At 71.6% G+C, this 22,951-nt stretch carries 17 protein-coding genes; 6 read left to right on the top strand and 11 right to left on the bottom strand.

Annotated elements, in window-relative coordinates; all coding sequences use genetic code 11:
- From IC607_RS01245 to IC607_RS01235, 3 genes are read left to right on the top strand one after another with little or no spacing between them, the layout of a single operon-like run.
- A complete protein-coding gene (locus IC607_RS01245; RefSeq protein WP_191785179.1) occupies positions 1–732 on the top strand; it encodes a hypothetical protein in 732 nt (243 codons plus the stop codon).
- Positions 729–2,282, top strand: a complete 1,554-nt coding sequence (locus IC607_RS01240) for an AarF/UbiB family protein (protein WP_191785178.1) — start codon at positions 729–731, stop codon at positions 2,280–2,282. The genes IC607_RS01245 and IC607_RS01240 overlap by 4 nt, the downstream gene beginning before the upstream one ends.
- Positions 2,283–2,310: 28 nt before the next feature.
- A complete protein-coding gene (locus IC607_RS01235; RefSeq protein WP_191785177.1) occupies positions 2,311–2,793 on the top strand; it encodes an SAM-dependent methyltransferase in 483 nt (160 codons plus the stop codon).
- Between the two features lie 20 nt (positions 2,794–2,813).
- Here IC607_RS01235 and IC607_RS01230 read toward each other — a convergent pair whose 3' ends face one another.
- From IC607_RS01230 to IC607_RS01180, 11 genes are all read right to left on the bottom strand, one after another.
- On the bottom strand, positions 2,814–4,529 hold the full coding sequence (locus IC607_RS01230) for a thiamine pyrophosphate-dependent enzyme (RefSeq protein WP_191785176.1): 1,716 nt from the start codon (positions 4,527–4,529) through the stop codon (positions 2,814–2,816).
- Positions 4,526–6,076: an FMN-binding glutamate synthase family protein gene (locus tag IC607_RS01225; RefSeq protein WP_370525939.1), complete on the bottom strand. Its 1,551-nt coding sequence runs from the start codon at positions 6,074–6,076 to the stop codon at positions 4,526–4,528. The genes IC607_RS01230 and IC607_RS01225 overlap by 4 nt, the downstream gene beginning before the upstream one ends.
- Positions 6,077–6,285: 209 nt before the next feature.
- A complete protein-coding gene (locus IC607_RS01220) occupies positions 6,286–8,646 on the bottom strand; it encodes a non-reducing end alpha-L-arabinofuranosidase family hydrolase (protein WP_191785174.1) in 2,361 nt (786 codons plus the stop codon).
- 335 nt (positions 8,647–8,981) lie between these two features.
- On the bottom strand, positions 8,982–9,227 hold the full coding sequence (locus IC607_RS01215) for a hypothetical protein (protein WP_191785173.1): 246 nt from the start codon (positions 9,225–9,227) through the stop codon (positions 8,982–8,984).
- 123 nt (positions 9,228–9,350) lie between these two features.
- Positions 9,351–10,226 carry an aldo/keto reductase gene (locus IC607_RS01210; RefSeq protein WP_191785172.1) on the bottom strand — a complete coding sequence of 292 codons (876 nt, stop codon included), beginning with the start codon at positions 10,224–10,226 and terminating at the stop codon, positions 9,351–9,353.
- A gap of 146 nt (positions 10,227–10,372) precedes the next feature.
- Complete coding sequence (locus IC607_RS01205) at positions 10,373–11,686, bottom strand: HNH endonuclease signature motif containing protein (protein WP_191785171.1); 1,314 nt, start codon at positions 11,684–11,686, stop codon at positions 10,373–10,375.
- A 425-nt stretch (positions 11,687–12,111) separates the two neighbouring features.
- Positions 12,112–12,507 carry a DUF2809 domain-containing protein gene (locus IC607_RS01200; protein WP_191785170.1) on the bottom strand — a complete coding sequence of 132 codons (396 nt, stop codon included), beginning with the start codon at positions 12,505–12,507 and terminating at the stop codon, positions 12,112–12,114.
- A 150-nt stretch (positions 12,508–12,657) separates the two neighbouring features.
- Complete coding sequence (locus tag IC607_RS01195; RefSeq protein WP_191785169.1) at positions 12,658–13,722, bottom strand: SPFH domain-containing protein; 1,065 nt, start codon at positions 13,720–13,722, stop codon at positions 12,658–12,660.
- Between the two features lie 140 nt (positions 13,723–13,862).
- Positions 13,863–16,109, bottom strand: a complete 2,247-nt coding sequence (locus IC607_RS01190; protein WP_191785168.1) for an esterase-like activity of phytase family protein — start codon at positions 16,107–16,109, stop codon at positions 13,863–13,865.
- Positions 16,110–16,269: 160 nt separating this feature from the next.
- Complete coding sequence (locus IC607_RS01185) at positions 16,270–16,701, bottom strand: GNAT family N-acetyltransferase (RefSeq protein ID WP_191785167.1); 432 nt, start codon at positions 16,699–16,701, stop codon at positions 16,270–16,272.
- A gap of 5 nt (positions 16,702–16,706) precedes the next feature.
- Positions 16,707–17,174 carry a lipopolysaccharide assembly protein LapA domain-containing protein gene (locus tag IC607_RS01180; protein ID WP_191785166.1) on the bottom strand — a complete coding sequence of 156 codons (468 nt, stop codon included), beginning with the start codon at positions 17,172–17,174 and terminating at the stop codon, positions 16,707–16,709.
- A gap of 294 nt (positions 17,175–17,468) precedes the next feature.
- Between IC607_RS01180 and IC607_RS01175 the strand changes: the two genes are divergently transcribed.
- The 3 genes from IC607_RS01175 (at position 17,469) to IC607_RS01165 (ending at position 22,914) form a co-directional block, all read left to right on the top strand.
- The gene (locus tag IC607_RS01175) at positions 17,469–19,169 is read left to right on the top strand and encodes a glycosyl hydrolase family 18 protein (RefSeq protein WP_191785165.1); all 1,701 of its coding nucleotides are present in this window, start codon (positions 17,469–17,471) and stop codon (positions 19,167–19,169) included.
- Between the two features lie 81 nt (positions 19,170–19,250).
- Positions 19,251–20,675 (top strand): PQQ-binding-like beta-propeller repeat protein, encoded by a 1,425-nt coding sequence (locus IC607_RS17745; RefSeq protein WP_191785164.1) that lies wholly within the window; start codon positions 19,251–19,253, stop codon positions 20,673–20,675.
- A 217-nt stretch (positions 20,676–20,892) separates the two neighbouring features.
- On the top strand, positions 20,893–22,914 hold the full coding sequence (locus IC607_RS01165; RefSeq protein WP_191785163.1) for a glycosyl hydrolase family 28-related protein: 2,022 nt from the start codon (positions 20,893–20,895) through the stop codon (positions 22,912–22,914).
- Positions 22,915–22,951 lie beyond the last annotated feature (37 nt).

Genomic DNA, 22,951 nt, shown 5'->3' with positions numbered 1-22,951 from the left:
GTGCCCGTCGAGACCGACGGACGACTGGCCCGGCTGACCGCGCGCGCGGTCGGCCGGGCCGCAGCCCTGACCGCGTACGCCGGGCCCGACGCGCTCGCGGCGTTCTGCTACCGAGCGGGCGCCACCGCCGCGCACCCGCGGACCGACCCCCGCTGGGCGCGCGTGCTCGTCGACCGTGCCGCGAGGCCCCACCGCACCGCGCTCGCCGCGTACCGACGGTCTCGTACCGAGCACTGGGACGGGTGGACGGCCGACGACGCCGACCCCGCGGTCCTCGTCCACAAGGTCTACGTCAGCCCGACGACGCCCGCGGTCCCGGTCGCGCTGGAGCGCGTCGTCGCCGTCGCCGCCCGCCTCGGCGTCCCGTCGTGGAAGGTCGGGGCCGACGCCGCCGGCCTGCACCGCGCCGACAAGATGGTGCTCTACCTGCCCGCGGCGCAGCGCGCGGACGTGGTCGCGCAGGCCCTGGCCGACGAGCTCGCCGACCTGCCTGCGCAGGGGGTCCTGTTCAGCGGGCAGGTGGGAGCGAGCGGCATCGTCTCGCGAGGCGAGGACGTCGGTGGCCAGAGCTGGCGGGCCGTGGTCTGCCGGGCGGTCGCGCTGGCCCTGGCGGACGCCCGTGCGGCGGACCCGACGGCGACGTCGCAGCAGGTCGCGACCGACGCGCTGGCGTCGCTGGCCGCCGACCTCGACGTCGTCACCTGGTACCCCGGGGCGCGGGTGGCGGCATGAGCGTCGACCAGCTCCGCTACGTCCTGCACCCCGACGTGGAGCAGGTGCCGATGGACTCACCGGGCGAGGTGCTCGTCGCCCGGCGCGGGAGCCGCGTGCCCCCGCAGCTGCTCTCCGGCGACGCGATGGCGCTGCTCGCGTGCTTCCGCGAGCCGGCGACCCTCGTCGAGGCGGTCCTCGCCTACAGCCGCAGCGCCGGCGTCGACCCCCTGGCCACCCTCGACGAGGCGTTCGGCGTGCTCGTCGCGCTCACCCGCTCCGACGTCCTGGTGGTCGCCGACGCCGCGTCGAGCAACGCGCTGCACGCGCGGCACCAGGTCGGCGACCTCGTCGGGCCCGCGCGCCTGACGGAACCCGTGCGCGTCCTGACGGACAGCGAGGTGTGGCGGGCGGCGCTGCCCGGCGGGGGTCGGGCTGTGGTCAAGGTCGTAGCCGACGAAGGGCACGGGGCCGGTCTCGTCACGCGTGAGCTGGCTGCCCTCGAGCGGCTGTCGGGCCTGGTCGCGCCGCGACTGGTGTGGACCGAGCGGACCCCTGCGGGCGGGACGCTCGTGCTCGAGGAGGTCGACGGTGACCCGGCCGACCTGGCCGCGCTCGCGGCTGACGACGCGGGCCGGGACCTGCTCGCGGCGCGCGTCCTCGACGCCTACGCCGACGCGCACGCCCTCGGCGTGCTGCACGGCGACGTCCACCCGGGCAACGTGCTGGTCGAGGCCGACGGGCACGTGGCGCTCATCGACTTCGGGCTGGCCCGCGTCGACGGGTCCGCCGCACCCCGCACGGCCGGCGGTGAGTACCTGGACCCGCAGGCCGCCGACGCCCTGCTCCGCGACGAGCCGTCGCCGCCGCTCGACGCCACGGCCGAGCAGTACTCGGTCGCGGTCCTCGTCTTCACGCTGCTGGCCGGTGCCCCGCCGCTCGACCTCGAGTGCGAGCGGACCGAGGCGCTGCGCCGCATCGCGACCGGTCGCCCGCGACCGTTCGTCGGCGTCGGAGCCCCGCCACGTCCGGCCGTCGAACGCGCGCTGCGCCGCGCCCTGGCCGTCGACCCGAGCCGCCGCTACCGGTCGGTGCGCACGTTCCGCGACGCGCTGACCCGCGCGTTCCACGCGCCGCCCGTGCCGATCCCGCCCACGCCCGACCTGACCGCGGTGCTCGGCTGCCTCGACACCGACGGCGACACCTGGGCCACGGCGGACGGCGACCGCGCCGCGCACGTCGCTTGGCTCCTCGAACGCGTCGCGACCCTCACCGGCGACGCACTGGCCCACGACCTCGCGCTCCTCTGGTCGGCCCGCTGCAGCCACGCGTCACCGCCGGCCCCGCGACCGGGCACCCCGGTCGCTCGCGCCCACCACGCCCTGGCCACCCACGCGAGCACAGGCGGGCCGGCCGCGCTGCGGCGTGCGCGTGCCGTCGCGGACCGGATGGGCGTCCCATCGCCCGACGAGCCCGTCGACGTGCTGGCCGGCGGCTGGGCGGGTGCGCTGCTGCGCCTGGAGTGCGCCCACCCGGCCGTCGCGGCGCAGCCGGGTGCACGCGGAGCCTGAGGGGCGAAGACATCGATAGCCTCGGGCGATGGACACAACCTCCGTGAGCATGCAGCTGCTCGCCGTCGGCTCCGTGTCGTCGCCGCGCACCGATCCCGACGACACGACGGGTTGGGGGGACGTCGTGGCCCGGATCGACCTGGTCGCCGCGCTGGGCACGGAGAGCCTCGTCGGGCTCGCCGACTTCTCCCACGTCGAGGTGCTGTTCTGGTTCGACCGCGTGGTGCGCCGGTCCGACCACACGGGGACGAGCCGGGCTCGGGGCCGCGCCGACATGCCGCTCATCGGCGTCTTCGCCGCGCGGGGCCCGAACCGACCCAACCCGGTCGGCGTCAGCATCTGCCGGATCGAGGACGTCGGCGACACGTGGATCACGGTGCGCGGGCTCGATGCCGTCGACGGCACCCCCGTGCTCGACCTCAAGCCCGTCATGCCCCGGCTCCTGCCCGACCGCGTCGAGGAGCCGGGGTGGAGCACCCTGCTCATGCACGACTACTACGAGCGCGACTGACCGGCCGACTGACCGGCGGGTCAGCGGCTCTCCAGGATCTCCTTCGACTTGGCGATGGCGAAGCCCCAGCCCTGGCTGAGCTTGGCCTTCGGCGGCAGGGCGATCTCGTCGGGGTTCGTCACGACGTCGAGCAGCACCGGCCCGTCGACACCGCACGCCCAGGCGACGGCGTCGTCGAGCTCATCGGGATCGGTGACGCGGCGCGACGCCAGGCCCATCGCTGCAGCGACCGCGGCGATGTCGGGGTTGTCGAGCTCGGTGCCGAACTCGGGCAGGCCGCCCTGCTCCTGCTCGAGCTTGACCATGCCCAGACGACCGTTGTTGAAGACGACCACGCGGACCGGCAGGCGGTACGTGACCGCGGTGCGCAGGTCACCGAGCAGCATCATCAGGCCGCCGTCGCCGCTGAACGCGACCACGGGCCGAGTGCGGTCCAGCGCCTGCGCGCCCAGGGCCTGCGGCATCGCGTTGGCCATCGAGCCCAGGTTGTAGGAGCCGATCAGGCGACGCGTGCCCCGCATGGTGACGAAGCGCGCCAGCCAGGCCGTCGACATGCCGGTGTCGCTGGTGAAGATCGCGTCGTCGCGCGCGATCCGGTCCACGGCCGCCGCGACGGCCTCGGGGCGGATGCGGTCGTCAGGGTTGTCGAACACGGCACGCACGCGGCCGACGAGCGAGTCGTCGTGCCCGGGATCGAGGAGCGAGTCCTGGCGCTCGTGCCAGCTGCGGAAGGCCGCGACCGCGTCGTCGAGGTGCTTGCTGTCGTCGCGGGCGGCCAGCCGGGGGAGCAGGGCGCGCAGCGTCGCCCCCGCGTCGCCGACGAGCGCGTGGTCGACCGACGTGCGGCGGCCGATGTGCTCGCCGCGCGCGTCGAGCTGGATGACCGTCTTGCCGGTCGGGTACCAGTCCCGGTACGGGAAGTCGGTGCCGACCAGGAAAAGCACGTCGCAGGCGTCCATGGCCTTCGCGGCGGCAGGGTTGCCGATCAGGCCCGACTGGCCCACCTGGAACCTGTTGTCTCGCTCGAGACCCTCCTTGGCCTTGAGGGTCAGCACCATGGGCGCCTGCAGGGTCTCCGCCAGCGCGAGCACCTCGTCGCGCGCCTCCCGCGCCCCGCAGCCGACGAGCAGCGTGACGCTGCCCTCGGCCAGCGCGGCGACGGCCGCCGCCACCTGCTCGTCGGGCGCCGCACCCGCCGTCCCGCGCGGTGCGAACCGAGCCACGGTGCCCTTCGGGACGTCGAGCTCGCCGATGTCGCCGGGGATGGTCAGGACGGCCACGCCCTGCTGCGCGTAGGCGGCGTTCACGGCCTGCTCCAGCAGGTGCGGGAGCTGCGCGGGGGCTGTGAGGGTGCGCGCGAAGACGGACACGTCCGAGAACAGGACGTCGTTGTCGACCTCCTGGAAGAAGTCGGTGCCGATCTCCTCGCTGGGCACCTGGCCGCAGATCGCGAGCACGGGCGCGTGCGACTTCTTCGCGTCGTACAGGCCGTTGAGCAGGTGGATCGAGCCCGGGCCGACCGTGCCCATGCAGACGCCGATCGTGCCGGTGAGCTGCGCCTGCGCACTGACCGCGAAGGCGGCCGCCTCCTCGTGGCGCACGCCGATCCACTCGATGCGTTCGTCGCGGCGGATCGCGTCCGTCAGCGGGTTGAGGGCGTCGCCGACGACGCCCCACACCTGCCGGACGCCGCCCGCGATCAGCGACTCGATGATGGACTCGGCGACGGTCGTCATGCGGTGGTCCTCCGGCTGTGGTCGTCCTGGATGCGGGGGTGGAAGGTGTCGGCGCTGGCCGTGGCCCAGTCGAAGGCCCACGACTCCGGGGCCTGATCCAGCAGCTCGCCCGGGCGCAGCCAGTCGAACAGCGACGCGTACGACTCGGCCCGGGTGGCCGAGACGTTGATGCGGAGCTGGTGCGGCGACAGGTCGCGCGGGGTGCGGGCGCCCATCGCGGCCATGATCTTCACGGCCTCGTCGACCGTCGCCTTCTGGTACCGCTGCACGCGTTGGCTCTTGTCACCCACGTCGAGCACCCGGCCCCGGACGTGGCTCTGCGTCGCGACACCCGTCGGGCACTTGTCCGTGTGGCACTTCTGCGCCTGGATGCAGCCGGCCGCCATCATCATGGCGCGCGCCGAGTTGGTGTAGTCCGCGCCCTGGATGATGCGCTTGACCACGTCGTTGCCGGCCGCGACCTTGCCGGACGCGCCCACACGGATGCGGTCGCGCAGACCCGTGCCGACCAGGGCGTTGTGCACCGTCATGAGCCCGTGCGTCAGCGGCATGCCGACGTGGTCCTCGAACTCCAGCGGCGCCGCGCCGGTCCCACCCTCGGAACCGTCGACGATGATGAAGTCCGGCGCCGTGCCGACGGCGAGGATCGCCTTGCAGATGGCGAGCACGTCCATCCGCGAGCCGACGCACAGCTTGAACCCGACCGGCTTGCCGCCGGCCAGCTCACGCATCCGGGCCAGGAACTCGATCAGCTCCACGGGCGTGCTGAACACTTTGTGCGTGGGCGGGCTGACGCACTTCTCGCCCTGCGGCACCCCGCGGATCTCGGCGATCTCCTTCGTCACCTTGGCCGCTGGCAGCACCCCACCGATCCCGGGCTTGGCACCCTGGCTCAGCTTGAGCGACACGCACTTCACGCTCTCGTGGGCGGCCTTGTCCGCGAAGAGGTCCGGGTCGAAGTCGCCTTCCTTGGTGCGGGCCCCGAAGTAGCCCGAACCGAGCTCCCAGACCAGGTCACCGCCGTGCTCCAGGTGATACGGGGACAGGCCGCCCTCCCCGGTGTCGTGCGCGAAGCCGCCCATCGCGGCGCCCTTGTTCAGGGCCATGATCGAGTTCGACGACAGGGCGCCGAAGCTCATCGCCGACACGTTGACCAGCGCCATCGAATACGGCTTGCTGCAGTCCGGGCCGCCGACGACCACCCGGTGCGGCTGCGCCGGCGCCTCGACCGGCAGCGTCGAGTGGACCAGGTACTCGTACCCGATCTCGTTGACGTCCCGCTCCGTGCCGAACGGTTGCTCCTCGTTGGTGCCCTTGGCGCGCTCGTAGATCAGCGTCCGGATGTCACGGTCGAACGGCCGCCCGTCCCAGTTCCGCTCGACGAAGTACTGCTGCAGCTCGGGCCGCAGGTCCTCCATGAGGTAGCGCAGGTGCCCGATCACCGGGTACGTCCGCAGGACGGAGTGCTTCTTCTGGATGAGGTCCCTCGCGGCGAGGGCTGCGACGCTCGCAGCCACTCCCGCGGCCACCTGACCGGCACGCTTCACAGACTGCTCCTTGACTTGGCACAGCCCGGGCGAGCGGGCCTGACCGAGTCTCACCCCGCCGGAGTGATCTGGCATCCGGGGGCGTGTACCGCCGCGCGGGAACGGCCGGTGGCGGGCCGTCGTGCTGGGCCCGGGAGGAGCTGCACCGGGCGGGCGTGGTGTCGCTGCGCACCACGCCCGCCCAGCAGATGGACCGGTTCAGCTGTGCGTCACCGGCGCAGCGTGAGCAGGGCCGGCCGCCACGGCAGCAGGTCGTAGCTGCCGCCCGAGCCTGCGGCCATGCCCTGGTAGAGCAGCTGCAGGTTGCAGGGGTCGATCGTCATGGTCTGGTCGTTGGTGGACCGGACCAGGTCGCCGTGGCTGATGTCGTTCGTCCACGTCGCCCCGCTGTTGGCCTTGCCCGCGAACGGGTTGGCCTCGCTCGCGGCCTGCGGCGTCCAGGAGCCCGACAGGCTCGTCGCGGTGAACGACCGGAAGTAGCGGCCGTTCGCGCCGATCGCCTCGACGATCATCAGGTACTGGTTCTGACCCGCGACCTTGTACACCTGCGGAGCCTCGAACAGGCTGTACTGCGAGTCGCTCATGACGACCGTCGACGACGTGCCGAAGTTCCCGGGGAAGCTGCCGTACGGCATCGACGTCCGGTAGATCTTGCCGTTGTCGCCGGCGAAGAACAGGTACATGTTCGTGCCGTCGCCGATGAGCGTCTGGTCGATGGGACCGGTGTTCGAGCCCGAGATCGAGCCCGAGAACAGGGCGCTCGGCGAGGACCAGCCGTTCGGGTCGGTCGGGTCGCTGGACGTCCGGTACATGAACGCGGCCGAGCCCCACTGGTACGCCAGGATCCAGATGTTCTTGGGCGCGAAGTAGAACAGCGTGGGTGCGACCGTGCCCTGCGACATGGCGGTCTGGGTCGCGCTGCCCATGTCCGACCAGCTCGAGAACGGGCTGAAGGCCATCGACCCGTACGACGTGCCGTTGTCGTGCGTGCTCGCGTAGACGAGGTGCTTGCCGTTGATCTCGACCGTCGTGAAGTCCTTCAGGGCTGCCCAACCGGACTTCGGTGTCGCGAGCGGACCCGTGGAGGTCCAGCTGTACGACGAGGGCAGCGAGCAGGTCGGTGACTGTGTCGGGCTGGCGGTCGGGCTGCTGGTGGGGCTGCTCGTCGGGCTCGGGCTCGTGGTGGGGCTGACGGACCCGTTGCACACCGTGTCGTTGAGGCTGAAGCTCGTCGGGCTCGGGTTGGAACCGCTGAACGCCCCGTTGAAGCCGAACTCGACCGAGCCGCCGGCCGGGATCGAGCCGTTGTAGCTGACGTTCCTGGCCGTCACGCGGTTGCCGCTCTGTGACGCGTCGGCGCTCCAGGCCTGGGTGACGGTCTGGTTGCCGGGGAAGGACCAGGTCAGCGTCCAGCCGTTGACCACCGAGCCCAGGTTGGTGAGCTTCACGTTGGCCGTGAAGCCGCCCGGCCACTGGCTCGGTGCCGAGTAGGTGACCGAGCAGCCGCTCCCGGGTGTCGTCGGGTTGGTGGGTGACGAGCTGGGTGTCGGCGTCGTCGTGCCGCCCGCGTTGAGGGCGTTGAGGACTGAGGTGTAGGCGGCCTTCTTGTTGCCGCTGTTGTCGAAGAGCAGGGGGTTCTCGCCGGTGCGCCAGGAGTCGGAGTCGCGTACGCCCCACACGGTGATGCCGGTGCAGCGCGTGACGGCCAGGCAGGCCTTGGTGACGGTGGCGTAGATGGTGGCCTGGTTGGAGCCCTGCGCGACGTCGAGCTCGGTGATCTGCACGTCGACGCCCAGGTCGGCGAACCGCTGCAGGTTGGCCTGGTAGTCGCCGGGCACCGAGCCGCCCAGGTGTGACTGGAACCCGACGCAGTCGATCGGCACACCGCGGGACTTGAAGTCCTTGACCATGTTGTAGACGCCGGTGGACTTCGCGTTGACGCCGTCGGTGTTGTAGTCGTTGTAGCAGAGCTTGGCGCCGGGGTCCGCGGCCCGAGCGGCACGGAACGCCGCCTCGATCCAGTCGTTGCCCGTGCGCTGCAGGTTCGAGTCCCGCCGCCCGCCCGAGCCGCCGTCGGCGAACGCCTCGTTGACCACGTCCCAGGCGTAGATCTTGCCCTTGTAGTGCGTGGCGACCTGCGTGACGTGATTGATCGCTGCGTTGCGCAGGGCCGAGCCGGACAGGTTCTGCGCCCACCCCGGCTGCTGGGCGTGCCACAGCAACGCATGACCACGCACCCGCTTGCCGTTGCTGACCGCCCAGTTCAGGATGCGATCGCCGCCCGAGTAGTTGAACTGGTTCTGCGACGGCTCCGTCGCGTCCCACTTCATCTCGTTCTCGGGGGTGATCATCGAGAACTCGCGGTTGGCGATCGTCGTGTACGCCGAGTCGCTGAGCCGGCCCGCGGCCAGAGCGGTGCCGAAGTACCGGCCGGTCTGCGCGGCCGCTGCGCCCAGAGTGCTCGCTGCCGCCTGGGCGGGAATCGCAGCGGCGACGCCGGCGAGGGTCGTCGCTGCCGCGACCGTCGCGGCGACGAGGGCGTGGCGCCCCCGTGGTGGTCTGATGGTCATCGTGCGCCTCTCTCCGGAGAACCTGATGGGTCGCACAGGGCTGTCCGAAGGCGCGATCCGTCGTCCGGGACGGCAGCGCCGATGCATCCCTCGCATCTGCTCGCGAGCCGCCAGGCCGCTGCGGGTGTGGCTCCGACGGCATCGTGGGAGCGGCACATCGCAGGTACCGGGGGTCGAACCCTCACTCCTGTGTGAGCGCTCACATTTGTCTCACCACCACGCGGCTGCCAGGGTGTAAAACGTTTCACACCGGTGTCGACGGTGCCGCCTCGGGCCCCTTGCTGGGGGCAGGCCGATCGGTGGGAGAGGGATTCGACCGCGGGGCGTCGGGCGCGTCACGCCGTGCCGTGGCGGGAGCGTGCGGTCTCCTCGGCGAGCAGCTCCTCCAGCACGACCTGCCTGTCCTCGGCCGCGCGGCGCTCCGCCGCGTCGCACCTCGGCGAGTACGGCGACGGCAGCGCGTCGACGGCGTGATGGGCACGGGCGGTCGCGGCGGCGAGGGTGAACCAGGTGGCGTGGGCGAACTCCTGCCGCACGCGGGCCGCCAGGGCCGGGTCCACGTCGTGGTCGCTGACGGTCATCCGAGAGGCTCCTTCGCCGATGGGCCGGTGTCCTCTCCCAGGGTGCACCCGCCCGCCAGCAACCGCCGCCGACACGCACGGGTTCCGTCGAACGGGCGACGTCACCCCGTGCGGCGGTACGGGCTAGCTGACCGCCGAGAGCGCCGCGAACTCGTCGTCGCTCAGCGTGATCCCCGCACCGGCGACGTTGTCCTCGAGGTGCGCGATGCTCGACGTGCCGGGGATGGGCAGCATCGCGGGGGAGCGGCGCAGCAGCCACGCCAGCGCCAGCTGGGACGGCGACGCGTCGTGCTGCTTCGCAAGCTCCGCCAGCGGGCTGCCCTCGCCCGAGAGCTTGCCCGTGGCCAGCGGGAACCAGGGGATGAACGCGATCTCGCGCTCGGTGGCCCAGTCGAGCAGCTCCTCCGCGGAACGGTCGGTGAGGTTGAACAGGTTCTGCACCGAGACGATCGTCGCGACCTGCTGCGCCGCCTCCACGTCCGCGACGCTGACCTCGCTCAGCCCGATGTGGCGGATCTTGCCCTCGTCCTGCAGCGCCTTCAGCTCGCCCACCTGGTCCTCGAGCGGCACCTCGGGGTCGATGCGGTGCAGCTGGAACAGGTCGATGCGCTCCACGCCGAGGCGGCGCAGGCTGAGCTCGGCCTGCTGACGCAGGTATGCGGGCCGGCCGACGGGCGTCCACACGCCGGGTCCCTGACGGGTCAGGCCGGCCTTCGTGGCAATCACGACGTCGTCGGAGTACGGGTGCAGCGCCTCCCGGAGCAGGTCCTCGGCGACCTCGGGGCCGTAGCTGTCGGCGGTGTCGAAGAAGTTCACGCCCAGCTCGACGGCCCGTCGCAGGACCGCGTGCGCGGCGTCACGATCCTTCGGCGGCCCCCAGACCCCCTCGCCCGGGAGCTGCATCGTGCCGTACCCGAGCCGGTTGATCTCGAGGTCTCCGCCGAGGCGGAACGTGCCGGAGGCGGCTGCGGACGGGGTGCTTGCGGAAACTGAGTTCATGTTCGTAGGACGCCGCGGTGGGATGAGATATTCCGTCGCCTGTCGGCCCAGACCTCGTGCTGACGGAGCCGCCGACGAATGACCGGACGCGCGAGATCGCTTGTCGCCCGCGATCGAGCGCGACGCGACGGCAGCGGTCAGGCGGGTCAGAACGGTGGTGGGCCGTCCGCGACGGGTGGGCGGTGCGTGCCGTCGTAGACGGACGGTGCGCAGTACACGGGGATGGGTGACCGCGCGTACGTGATCCCGAGCGGGCTCGTCCAGATGGTGTTGCCCGTGGCCTTGTCGCGCCGCACGTTCCAGACCTTGGCGGTCTTGGCCTGGTGGTGGTGGCGACACAGAGCGTGGAGATTCTCGGCGGTGGTCGGGCCGCCGCGGGCGGGGTCGCTGTGGTCGAACGGCTCGATGTGGTCGAGGTCGCAGCGCTGCGCGGGTTGCCGGCAGCCGGGCCAGGTGCACGTGACGTCCCTGGCCAGGACGGTGCGAGTCAGCTCCGCTCCGGGGCGGTAGCGATCACGCTGACCGTCAGCCCGGTCCCCAGCGTCCGTACGCAGGGCTCCGTGCTCGTCGGTGAGGACCGTGGTCCACGAGCCGCGATGGGCCAGCTCGCGGGCCATCGAGGCGGGGATGGGACCGTAGCCGCCGAGGTCGCCGGGCTGGTCGTCGAGGCCGTGCAGCGTGCTGGCGGCGAGCGTGACGTGGACGGCAGCACGCTGCCCGTGACGGAGCGGCAGCGCTGTGCCGTCGGGCGTCTGGCCGCTGTCGAGGATGGTGTCGAAGAGGTCGGAGAAGGCGTCCGCACGGCGCTGGTCGACGGTGCGCCCGTCACCCTGGTCGCACGTCCCCGCCAACGCGTCCAGCACCGTGAACGCGCCCACCGCGGCCGCGGCGGGCAGGTACGCCGACACCCATGCCATCGAGTCCGGCCCCCAGCGCAGATCGACCCCACGCTCGGTGCGGGCCTCCTTGGCGCGCTTCTCGCCGATCTCCGGGTCCGCCGCCAGGATCAGCCGACGCACGAAGCGGGCCAGCTGAGGCGCGGTCAGGCCCGTGGCAGCCTCGGTTGCCTGCGCGACGACCTCGGCACGGACCGAGTCGAACGAGAGCACGAACGACTCGTCGAGGATCACGTCGACCTTGCGCAGGTCGACGCGGCCCGCCCGCAGCGCGTCTGCGAGCACCGGGTAGGCGTGCAGCGACATGCCTCGCGCCGTGCATCGTTCGATCGACTGCCGCGTGACGACCAGCGCCGCGGCGAGCTCGTCGTCCACGTAGTCGCCCATCGGACCCGGCTTGACGACGGCCTGCCGGAACCCGCGCGCCTGCTCAGCCTGGGCGGCTGCGATGACCTGCTGCCAGCCCGCCACCCACTCGACCAGGTCGATGGGGGACAGCGATGCCGGATCGAGCTCCTGCAGGCGCGCGACGATCGCGGGGATCGACGCGGGCACGGGGAACATCGGCAGGAGACGATCGGGGTGCTCCGACGACAAGGCGGCTGCGTCTGCGGCGGAAGCTCCTGTGGCCGCGGTGTTCGTGGGAGCGACCGGGGCGGATGCGCTTGTGGCGGCAGTGTCTGTGGGAGAGCCTGCGGTTGCGATGTCCGCAGGGGGTGCGTCCGTGGCTGCGGCGGCGGGTGCGGCGGCGGATGCGAGCCGCGAGAACAGGTGCTCGTCCCGGCACGCCGAAGCGATCTGACGACTGGACTGCACGAACCCTGGCACCGCCACGAGACACCCCTCAAACCATGACATTTGGACTCGAACAAGTGTACGACTGTTCGCCATGGCGTGTCGACCCCTGTTCCAGATCCCGGCACGTCGGATCCACGAGTGTGCGGCCGAGGCGCGCCACCCGGAGGTGCCTGGAGCCGGGGCGGCAGACGTCAGCGGCGCAGGTCCGGAGCCGGTGTCCGCTCGCGCGTCACCGTGTGGTCGACCAGCGCGGCGAGCGCGGCGGCGCCGACGTACACGAACAGGTCGAGGGTCGAGAACGTGGTCCCGAGGACGTACCGCAACGGGGAGAAGCGGTCGACGGCGTCGTCGGCCAGGCCGGTGAGCTGGAAGAACTCGACCGCGGCGCAGATGCCGGCCGTGAGCGTGCCCGCGTACGCAGGGTTGAGGCGGGGCGCGACGAGGAGCACCAGCACGTACACGAGGACGGCGTACAGGGCGTCGCCGAGCGGGTCGGCCCAGGGCGCGGCACCCCAGTGCGCGACGGACAGCCCCATGGCCACGACGACCACCGCGACGAGGGACAGGACCGGGCGCGAGCGCTGCACGCGACGACCGTACGGGATCGGCGCGACGATGCGCGGAAAATCGGATGAGACGTCACCCGCACGTTCCTAGGCTCGTGTTATGCCTGGTCAGGCGGTACGCGCGACGGCCGTCAGGTGCAGGACCGACGGGACCGTCCTCGGGGGGCGACGCTACTTCGTCGGCGTCGAGACCCCCGGGACCACGACCGACGACGCACCGCCCGGCCAGCAGCTGAACCCGATCGGGATGGACTGGCCCTTGGAGACCATCTCTCCCAGCAGGTCGATGCACTTGGAGACCAGCACGTTGGGGTCCTTGGACACCGACTGCGCGAGGGTCTGGTTGGCCAACGCCTGCTGCTGCGCGGTGATGACCGACTGCTCCGCGATCCGCGTCTGCGCCACCTGCGCCAGCAGCGCGTTGACCTTGCTCTGCGTGTTGTCGTCGTAGTGCACCACCGGGATGATCACCGACAGCACGTTGATCTCGTCGCCGATCTGGCCGCGGATGGTGTTCAGCACGGCCTCCGACTGCGACTCAAGGCCCGGTGAGGTGGAATTGCCGTCCTTGTCGATCGCCAGCGGGTCGTAGTCCTCGAACGCGGCGTTCAGCGCGGCGTTGAGGTCGCGGGTGACCAGGCTGTCGCGGACGTTGTCGAAGTCGCGGTAGTCCCGGAACAGCGCGTCGGCGGCCGGCTCCTCGATGCGCCATCGGATCGACGTGTCCACGCAGGCCGTGGCCTGGTGCGCGATGCGGACGGTGATGCAGCCGACGTGCGAACCGCCCTTGACGTGGTTGTCCGTCTGGATGGCGGCGTCCATCTCGGTCACCTTGTTCCACGGTGGCACGAGGTGGAAGCCGTTGGACAGGCTGCCGACGGGCCGCCCGAACGACGTCTCGATGCCGACGTTCTTGGTCGACACGATGGTGGCAGCACTGAAGAACGCGAAGACGACCGCGAAGGTCGCGGCGCCCACGGCCACCCAGCCCGCGGTGCGCGGACCGGCCTGCGGATCCGGCGTCCGGACAGCGCTGGGGCGCTTGGACTTGGTGCGCCGGCCGCTCGCCGGCTCGTCGTCGGGTTCGTCGGACGGCTCGACGACGGGCGCGCCGACATCCGCGGCCGCACCCGCGGCGACTCGCGCCGCGACGCGTCGTCGGCCGACGAACCACACCGCCCCGGCGACGGCGGCGACGACCAGCAGGACGAGGGAGAAGACGAAGAGGCCGGGCACGGCGACTCCTGGGCGCTAGCGGGGGTGCAGCGCGGGCGAGCGTCTGCCAGCGCAGCATAGGGCTACCGGCGCCCGATGCGGTCGTGGGTAGCGTTCCGCCCGCTGTACGGGGGAACGCTACCCACGGACCCGTCGTGGCGTCAGCGCGTCGCAGCCACCCCGATGTCGGCGTTGTCCGTGAACAGCCCGTCCAGACCGGCGGCGACGAAGGTGCGGATCTCGCCCTCCAGGTCACCGATCCCGTTGGGGTCCGAGCTCAGCCGGAACTGGGCCGGCAGGAACTGGTTCTCGCGGCGGAACGTCCACGCGTGCACGATCAGCCCGGCCTTGTGGGCCTGCTTGATCACGGGCGTGGGGGACAGCAGGTTGCCGAGCGAGTCGCGGGGGATGAGCACGTCCTTGCAGGCACCGAGCCCGTCGGCGTACGTCGCGATGTCCTTCAGGCCGGCCTTCGTCACCAGGTCGGCGTAGGTCCGGGTGTCCCCGGCCGCGACGAGGTCGTAGGGAGCCCCGGAGCAGTCGACGAGCTGCACGAGCGGCAGGTTCGTCCTCGTCGCGAGCTCGCGCAGGTTGCTCGTCTCGAAGCTCTGGATGAACACCGGCGCATTCTTGCCGGTGAACCCGTTCACCTTCAGCTGCGCCAGCAGCGGTTCCTCGAGCGACAGCCCGATCGAGTCGAAGTACGTCGGGTGCTTGGTCTCCGGGTAGACGCCCACGGGCTTGCCGCTGCAGGTGCGCGAGTGGCGGGCCAGGTCCAGGACCTCGTCGAACGTCGGGATCTGGTACTTCCCGTCGAATGCCGTGTTGGCGGGACGCACCTGCGGCAGGCGCTCCTTGGCGCGCAGCGTTTTGAGCTCGGCGAGAGTGAAGTCCTCGGTGAACCAGCCGGTCACCGCGCGCCCGTCGATCGTCTTGGTCGCCTTGCGGGACGCGAACTCCGGGTGCTCGGCGACGTTCGTCGTGCCACCGATCTCGTTCTCGTGCCGCGCGACGAGCACGTGGTCCTTGGTGCTGACCAGGTCCGGCTCGATGTAGTCCGCGCACATCGCGATGGCCGTCTCGTAGGACGCGAGCGTGTGCTCGGGGCGGTAGCCCGACGCGCCGCGGTGGCCGATGACCGTCGCGTCGCCGGCCGCGAGGAGCCTGGCCTTGTGCAGGTCCACGATCGCCATCTCCGTGTCGTCGGGCGTGCCCGGGTTGCGCGCGCTGTTGCCGGGGTAGTTGTTGTCGTTCGCCAGCAGCAGCCGGTCACCGCCCAGCGGCACGATCGTCTCGAACGACTGCACCGGGAAGGAGAACGGGTCGCCCGTGCCGTAGCCGGTCCCGGCACCGATCTTCCGCGGGTTCGCGATGCGCAGCGCGTCGAGCACCAGCGTCTTCGGCACGAACCCGTCCGCGTCGCGCTGGGACAGGTCGACCTCGTAGACGCGCTTGGTCACCGACGCGGGTCCGTCGAAGTCGTCGCGCTCGATGAGCCAGAGCCGGTCCTTGCCAACCAGCTGGGCGTCGCCGACGTCGTTCGCGTCCTGGTCGGTCTGGTACGCCCAGCGCTTGCCCGTGTATTCGTTCTTCTTGGTGTCGAACTCGTAGATCCAGCGGCGGCGCAGCACCGGGTCGTCGGTGAACGCGCCCTCGACGACCGGGTACAGCCAGCGCCCGTTCGTCGACGCGGCCAGAGCCTCGAACCCGCGGCTGCGCGGGATCCGCGGCGTCTCGCTGCCGAGCGTCGGGTTGTCCGGGGACTTGCCGCCGACGAACGGCACCGGTGCCTGCAGCAGCACGCCCTTCGCGTCGAAGTGCAGCAGGAACGGCCCGAACTCCTCGCCGATCCAGAACGTGCCGTCGGGCTGCCGGACCAGCGACTCGATGTCGAAGTCCGCGCCGGTGAGCAGGCGGTCCGCGCGCGTGAGGGGGAACGTGATCTTCTTGTTCGGGTCGCGGAGCTGGACGAACGAGCCCGCCTTGAGCGTGCCCGCGCCGCCCTGGGCAGTCTTCCACGAGGGCGTGACGCGGTAGATGCGCAGCAGGAAGTCCGCGGAGTTGGCCTTGGTGCCGAAGCCGTTGTCCGGCATGGCCCAGAAGGTCCCGTCGTGGTTGTCGACCGCGGCCGAGAATCCCGGGATGACCTGGCCGGCGAACGGGCCGGTGCGGCCGTTGGCGGGGGTGGCCAGCGCGCCGGACGGCGGGCCTGCCGCCAGGTAGTCGGCGGACAGCGACGCCCGGGCGAGGAGCTGCGGACCCGTCGTCGGGGTCTTCGTCGTGCCCTTCGTGGAGACGGCCGCGGCCGCGTGGCCGGGGCTCGAGGTGGCGGCCCCGGCCGACGTGGCCAGGGCTGCGGTGATGGTGGCGGTGACGACTGCGAGCGCGATGGCGCGGCGTGTTCTCACGCCGACGAGCGAACGGCGCTCGTCGGGCGACAGGGTGACGTGGCACCGGCGACGGCATGGCGAGCGGGTGAAATCCTGTGCGCGCCCTGTGCGACCGCCGGGGCGGCGCCGGCGTGTTGCCTTTCGCCCGCATAGCGGGAGAAAGGCAGCACGCGAGGGTTCAGAGCAGGCGCATGCCCATGCCGAGGGAATCCGGGGCCGTCTGCGTGAAGCCGTGCCGTGCGTACAGCCCGCGGCCCGGGGCGTCGGCCAGCAGGTTGACCCACGCGTGCGGAGGGGCCTGGGTGCGGATCTCGCGGAGCAGCCGGGTCAGGACCGCGTCGCCCAGGCCGCGGCGCTGGTGCCCGGGCAGCACGGCCATGTCGATGACGTGGAAGTACCAGGCGCCGTCGCCGATGACGCGGCCCATCGCGACGACCTCGTCGGGCTCGTCGTCGTGCGCTGCACGCACGACGTGGCACGCGAACCACCCGCCGACGACGGCTCGCGCGGCCTGCTCGGGCGAGACGGGGGACAGGCCGGCCTCGCAGCGCAGGCGGGCGTAGTCGTCGGCGTCCGGCGCGCCGTCGACGACGACGTATTCGCTGGTCACCCGGGTCAGGCCAGCGGTGCCGCGGCCTTGCGGGCCGCGCCCAGGCGCCGCTTGAGCTGGGCGATGCGCAGGGTCCCGACGACGAGCGCGATCAACCCGACGCCCACACCCGCGATGAGCAGCGCGATCGCGAGCGGCGCCGTGCCCGTCCAGCCGAGGAAGTGGACCTCGACCTCGTCGGTGTTCTGGAGCATGAAGATGATGAGCGCGATCAGCACGAGCGTCCCGACGACGATCCCGACCCAGACCGCACCCGTCCGGCTGCGGGCGGGCTTGACCGCGACCGGTGCCGGCTCTCCCTTGCCGGACTTCGGCGGAGTCGTGTCGTCGGCGGGCGTCTTGTCCGCGGGTGTCTCGCCGGGGAGGGGGTCGGCTCTCGGCTCGACTGCGGGCTCAGGCGTGCCGGGGACGTCGTCGGGAGTGATGAGCGGCGCGTCGGTTGCCGCCCTGGTGGTGTCGTCGTCGCCTGTCATCTCGTCCTCCCAGAAGCCCCCAGCCGCCATGTCTGCACTGGTCAACGCGTTGGCGGCTCTCTTCTCGCGGTCCGCGAGCGCCCTGGTGCGAGCGTACGCGGCGGTCGGCGACGGCGCGCGGCGAGCGTCGCCGCGTGGCCGTCGTCGGGCGGGTGGACGCCGCTACCCGTTCTGCCCGAATTTCACCCGAACTGTTGACCGATTTCACCCGGTCTGGCTAGTGTCACAAGTCAAGGATTAGTAATCGATCCTTACAAAACACCCCTCACAAATAGCGTCACCACGGAGGCACGGATGCACTTCGCGAGACGAGCCGCACGAGCGGCTGGAGACACCCCGAACACCCCGACGCGAGGACGTCGCCGCAACGCCGCGGTCGCGTCGCTCGCCGCCGCGGGACTGGTGGCCGTGCTGGCCGCCGTCGTCCCCGCCACCGCCAACGCGGCCGGCTCCTTCACGGCCACGTTCACCTCGACCGGCGACTGGGGCACGGGCCACCAGGCCTCGGTCAAGGTGACCAACGGGTCGACGACGACCGCAGCCAGCTGGACCCTCGAGTTCGACCTCCCGACCGGCACCGCGATCACCAGCAGCTGGGACGCCGACGTCGTGAAGACCGGCAACCACTACAAGGTCACGTCCAAGTCCTGGGCCGGCCCGTTCGCACCCGGCTCGTCGCAGAGCTGGGGCTACGTGGGCTCGGGGCCGTTCGCGCAGCCCACCGGCTGCACGATCAACGGCGCCACGTGCGCGGGCGGCACGCCGACGACGTCCCCGACGACACCGACCCCGACGACGACTCCGACGCCCACCTCGTCGCCGACCACCACGCCGACGCCGACCCCCACGCCCACGGTCTCCCCGACCACCCCGCCCGTGGGCGGCAAGAAGCTCGTCGGCTACTTCGCCGAGTGGGGCGTCTACGGGCGCAACTACCAGGTCAACAACATCAAGACCTCCGGCAGTGCGTCGAAGCTGACGCACATCCTGTACGCGTTCGGCAACACCACGGGCGGCAAGTGCTCGATCGGTGACTCCTACGCGGACTACGACAAGGCGTACACCGCCGACCAGAGCGTCGACGGCGTCGCCGACACCTGGGACCAGCCGCTACGCGGCAACTTCAACCAGCTCAAGAAGCTCAAGAAGGCCAACCCGAACCTCAAGGTGATCTGGTCGTTCGGCGGCTGGACCTGGTCGGCCGGCTTCACGCAGGCCGCAGCCAACCCGACGGCCTTCGCGCAGTCCTGCTACGACCTGCTCAACGACCCGCGCTGGGCGGGCCTGTGGGACGGGATCGACATCGACTGGGAGTACCCGAACGCCTGCGGCCTGCAGTGCGACTCGAGCGGCCCGAACGCGTTCAACAACGTCATCACGGCGCTGCGGAACAAGTTCGGCTCGAGCTTCCTGGTCACCGCCGCCGTCACGGCCGACGGCAGCAACGGCGGCAAGATCGACGCCACCGACTACGCCACGGCCACGCAGAAGCTGAGCTGGCTGATGCCCATGACGTACGACTACTTCGGTGCGTGGAACCCGCAGGGCCCGACGGCCCCGAACGCGCCGCTCACGTCCTACCCGGGCATCCCGCAGCAGGGTTTCAACGCCGAGGACGCGATCAACAAGTTCATCGCCAAGGGCGTGCCGGCCAACAAGATCCTGCTGGGCGTCGGGTTCTACGGCCGCGGCTGGACGGGCGTCACGCAGTCGGCCCCCGGCGGCACCGCCACCGGCCCGGCCCCGGGCACCTACGAGCAGGGCATCGAGGACTACAAGGTCCTCAAGACCAAGTGCCCCGCCACGGGGACCGTCGGCGGCACGGCCTACGCCAAGTGCGGCAGTGAGTGGTGGAGCTACGACACGCCGGCCACCATCGGCAGCAAGATGGCGTGGGCCAACGCCAAGGGCCTCGGCGGCGCCTTCTTCTGGGAGCTGTCCGGCGACACGTCGAACGGTGAGCTCATCTCGGCCATGAAGGGCGGCCTGGGCTGAGTCGCTGATTCACCCCACCGCGAGCGGGGGTCGGTCCGTCCTGGACCGGCCCCCGTCCGCGTGCGGGGATACGGTCGGTGGGTGGTGCACGGCGCGGTGCGGCAGGTCGAGCTCGTCGAGGAGTGGCCCGACGGGGGCGCGCCTGACGAGCCGCGTGACGCTGCCCCTCGTCGAGGCGCTCGGCGCTGGCGGCGGTGGTGGCCCGTGCCGGTGCTCGTCGTCGGGCTGGCGCTGGGTGCGCAGGCGACGCTCGACGCCCGGGCCCGCCATCACGACGCGTACCTGGCGGGGCTGCCTGGGACGCTGGCGCCACTGCCGGAGCGGTTGGCCGTGCGCTGGGAGGTGCCGACGACCGAGCAGCCGGTGGTCGCGGCGGGCTTCGAGGTTGGCGGCGCGTTCGTCGGCGCTCGTCGCATGGCCGACGGGAGCTTCGACGCCCTGGCGCTCGACACGGGCACCGGACAGGTGCGGTGGGCGACACCGTTGCAGGCGCCGTCGGACGCGCGGGCGTCCACGGTATCGCCCACCTGCGTGGGGACGCGCGCGAGCTCGTCGACCGGGGCGGCGTCCGCGACGCGATCGGCCACGGACGTCGTCGCCGCGGGCGAGGCGCTGCTCTGCCTGGTGCCGGCGTCCCCGGAAGCATCCCGGCTGGTGACCGTCGACGCACGCGACGGGTCGGTGCTGGCGGCCGTCGACGTGCCGCGCGCCGACGTGCTCGCCGCCGACCGCGGGACCACCTACCTCGCGACCCGCACCGCCAACGGGACGTGCGTGGTGCGGGCGGTCGTCGGCAACACGACACGGTGGGCGACCGCCGCGCGGTGCGGCCAGGGCGCCGAGCTGGTCGCGGCCGGCGGGCAGGTCGCGGCCGGGACGTCCGACGGCGGCTGGACCTCGGTGCTCGCGTCGGACGGGAGCGTGCTCGCAGGGATGGACGGGACCACGGCGACGACAGCCGTCGGGGACCTGCTGGTGACGTCGACCAGCGTGGGCGGCAAGGTCCGGAGCCAGGTCTTCGCAGCGGGGCGTGCGCCCGTCGCGGTCGCCGGCACCGTGATGGTGCCGCGGGTCGACGACGGGTCTGCGGCGGGTGTCGTCGTGACCGCCGACCGTGAGTCCCGTGGCTACGACGCGGCGACCGGGCGTCTGCTGTGGCGCGTGCCGCTCGCCTTGTCCGGCGGGTACCTGGTGCGCGACGGGCGGATCGTCAGCTCGTCGTCGCAGGACCTGGTCGTGGAGATCGACGCGCGCTCCGGGAAGGTCCACCACCGCGCCGCCGTGCAGCGCGACGCGCTCGCCATGACGCCCATGACCGACGGGCCCCGCTTCTTCACGATCGTGCTCGGGGCGCCGTCCGACCCCGCCCGGCTCATCGGCATCGACGCCGCCGCCGGGCAGGGCGTGACCCAGGTCGGGACGCCCGTCGGGTTGCTCTCGCTGCGGCAGGTCGGCCGGCACCTGGTGGGGTCGGACGCCCAGGGTGTGGTGTCGGTCCTGGGCTGACGCCGGTCCGTTCGTCAAGGGAACCACCGCAGCGCCTGCTGTCAGAGATGGGGCAGGTCAGGGGTAGGGCGACGTCAGTCATTTGCGGCGCAATACGCAAGTTCTTCCAGTTTCTGTTTGAGTCTTGTCTCATGGTTTGTACGTTCCGTACGGTGTGACCATTCCGCGACGGGGCACCCCCGCTGCCGTCGCCCGGTGCACGCAAGGAGGCGTCTCCGTGAGGAACCCCGTTCGTACCCATCGCCGGCGCGCGGCACGCGTCGCGGCGACGACGGCCGTCGCGCTCGTCGCCACGCTGGCCGCGGCCACCCCCGGCCTCGCCGCCAGCAAGCCCACGCCCGGCGTCGAGACCGTCGCCGCGCTCGACCCGTCGCTCACCGCCGACCGCGGCGCGACCGTCCCGTTCGTGGAGCAGGAAGCCGAGAACGCGACGACGACCGGCGAGGTCGTCGGCCCCGACCGCACCGCCTACACCGTGGCGAGCGAGGCGTCGGGCCGGTCCGTCGTCAAGCTCGACAAGGCAGGCGAGTACGTCCAGTTCACGCTCACCAAGCCCGCCAACGCGGTCACACTGCGCTACTCGATCCCCGACTCGGCCACCGGCGGCGGTCTGACCGGACCGATCGACGTGGCCGTCAACGGCCGCAAGCTCACCAGCGCGACGCTGACGTCGCAGTACTCGTGGCTGTACGGCACGTACCCGTTCTCCAACGACCCGCAGGCCGAGCCCAACAAGGACTGGTGGCTCACCGAGTGCGGCTGCGTCCCGTCGGCGACCACCCCGGCGCCCGTCTTCGACAAGCCGTTCCGTCCGTTCCACGTGTTCGCGGAGAAGCGCATCCCGCTCGTCGTCCCGCTGAAGAAGGGCGACACCGTCCGCTTCACGGTCCCGGCGGGCAACAAGCTCGACTGGATCGCGCTCGACGTGGCCGACTTCGAGCAGGTGGGCCTGCCCAAGGTCCCGAAGGGCGCGTTCGTCAACGCGTGGCTCTACGGCGCCGATCCGACGGGGCGTCGCAGCTCCGCCGACGCGCTCGACAAGGCGATCGCGGCGGGCGCCAAGAAGCACCTGCCCGTCTACGTCCCACCGGGCACGTACAAGGTCGACCGTCACCTGGTCGTGGACAAGGTGACGCTGCTCGGCGCGGGGAGCTGGTGGACGACGCTCACAGGTGACGGCGTCGGCGTCTATGGCAAGTACGTCGAGGACGGCGGGTCCACCGACGTGCACCTGGCCGACTTCGCGATCGTCGGGAACGTCCGCGACCGCGTCGACGACGACCAGGTCAACGGTGTCGGCGGCGCACTGGGCGGGGGCTCGACCGTCGAGCGGCTGTTCATCCAGCACACGAAGGTCGGCATGTGGTTCGACGGGCCCTTCGACGGGCTGACCGTCAAGGACAACGTCATCGTCGACCAGATCGCCGACGGCCTGAACCTGCGCCGCGGCATCACCCACGCCACGGTGACGAACAACTTCGTGCGTGGCACGGGCGACGACGGCCTGGCGATGTGGTCCGACCAGGTCACCGACCCGGTCGCCGACGCCGACCACGACAACGTGTTCTCCCACAACACCGTGATCGCCCCGGCCCTGGCCAACAACATCGCGATCTACGGCGGCCACGACAACACGGTCGCGTCCAACGTCGTCGCCGACCCGGTCCGCGAGGGCAGCACGCTGCACGCCGGCGCTCGCTTCGGCTCGACGCCGTTCTCCGGCCGCACCACGTTCCGCGACAACACCACCGTCCGCGGCAGCACGCTGGACCTGAACTGGAAGATCGGTCTCGGGTCCATCTGGCTGTACGCGCTCGAGGGCGACGTCACCGGCATCGACGTCATCGGCGACCACTACCTCGACAGCGGCTACAACGCGATCATGGCGGTGTCCGACTACGGCGTGAAGGACACGTGGGGCGTCAAGGACGTCCACTTCACCGACGTGCAGGTGGACGGCGCCGGGACGTCGGTGGTCAGCGCCCGGGCGTTCGGGTCGGCGTCGTTCAAGAACGTCGACGTGCGCAACATCGGCTGGGCCGGCGTGAACAACTGCGGCTCGTTCCACTTCGCGTCGACCGGGTCGGAGTTCTCGCTCGTCGACCTGGGCGGCAACGACGGCACCGACGGCAACCCGTGGGAGGCCGGCCGCAACTGGCTCACGCCGTTCGTGCCCAACACGATCACCTGCAACGACCGCCCGGACGTGGTGAGCCCGCCCGCGCCGTCGCCCTGGTGATCGCCTGAACGACGCCCGCGCGCGGCGATGGTGCGAA

Source organism: Cellulomonas sp. JH27-2 (genome assembly GCF_014837175.1).
Lineage (GTDB): Bacteria > Actinomycetota > Actinomycetes > Actinomycetales > Cellulomonadaceae > Cellulomonas.
The sequence above is the reverse complement of the archived record's forward strand: the minus strand, read 5'-3'. Positions and strand labels throughout refer to the sequence as shown.

Excerpts from the sequence above, each read along its gene's own strand:
- IC607_RS01180 (WP_191785166.1), bottom strand. The coding sequence starts at position 17,174 with ATGACAGGCGACGACGACACCACCAGGGCGGCAACCGACGCGCCGCTC.
- IC607_RS01205 (WP_191785171.1), bottom strand. The coding sequence starts at position 11,686 with ATGTTCCCCGTGCCCGCGTCGATCCCCGCGATCGTCGCGCGCCTGCAG.
- IC607_RS01235 (WP_191785177.1), top strand. The coding sequence starts at position 2,311 with ATGGACACAACCTCCGTGAGCATGCAGCTGCTCGCCGTCGGCTCCGTG.
- IC607_RS01210 (WP_191785172.1), bottom strand. The coding sequence starts at position 10,226 with ATGAACTCAGTTTCCGCAAGCACCCCGTCCGCAGCCGCCTCCGGCACG.
- IC607_RS01240 (WP_191785178.1), top strand. The coding sequence starts at position 729 with ATGAGCGTCGACCAGCTCCGCTACGTCCTGCACCCCGACGTGGAGCAG.
- IC607_RS01175 (WP_191785165.1), top strand. The coding sequence starts at position 17,469 with ATGCACTTCGCGAGACGAGCCGCACGAGCGGCTGGAGACACCCCGAAC.
- IC607_RS01230 (WP_191785176.1), bottom strand. The coding sequence starts at position 4,529 with ATGACGACCGTCGCCGAGTCCATCATCGAGTCGCTGATCGCGGGCGGC.
- IC607_RS01220 (WP_191785174.1), bottom strand. The coding sequence starts at position 8,646 with ATGACCATCAGACCACCACGGGGGCGCCACGCCCTCGTCGCCGCGACG.
- IC607_RS01215 (WP_191785173.1), bottom strand. The coding sequence starts at position 9,227 with ATGACCGTCAGCGACCACGACGTGGACCCGGCCCTGGCGGCCCGCGTG.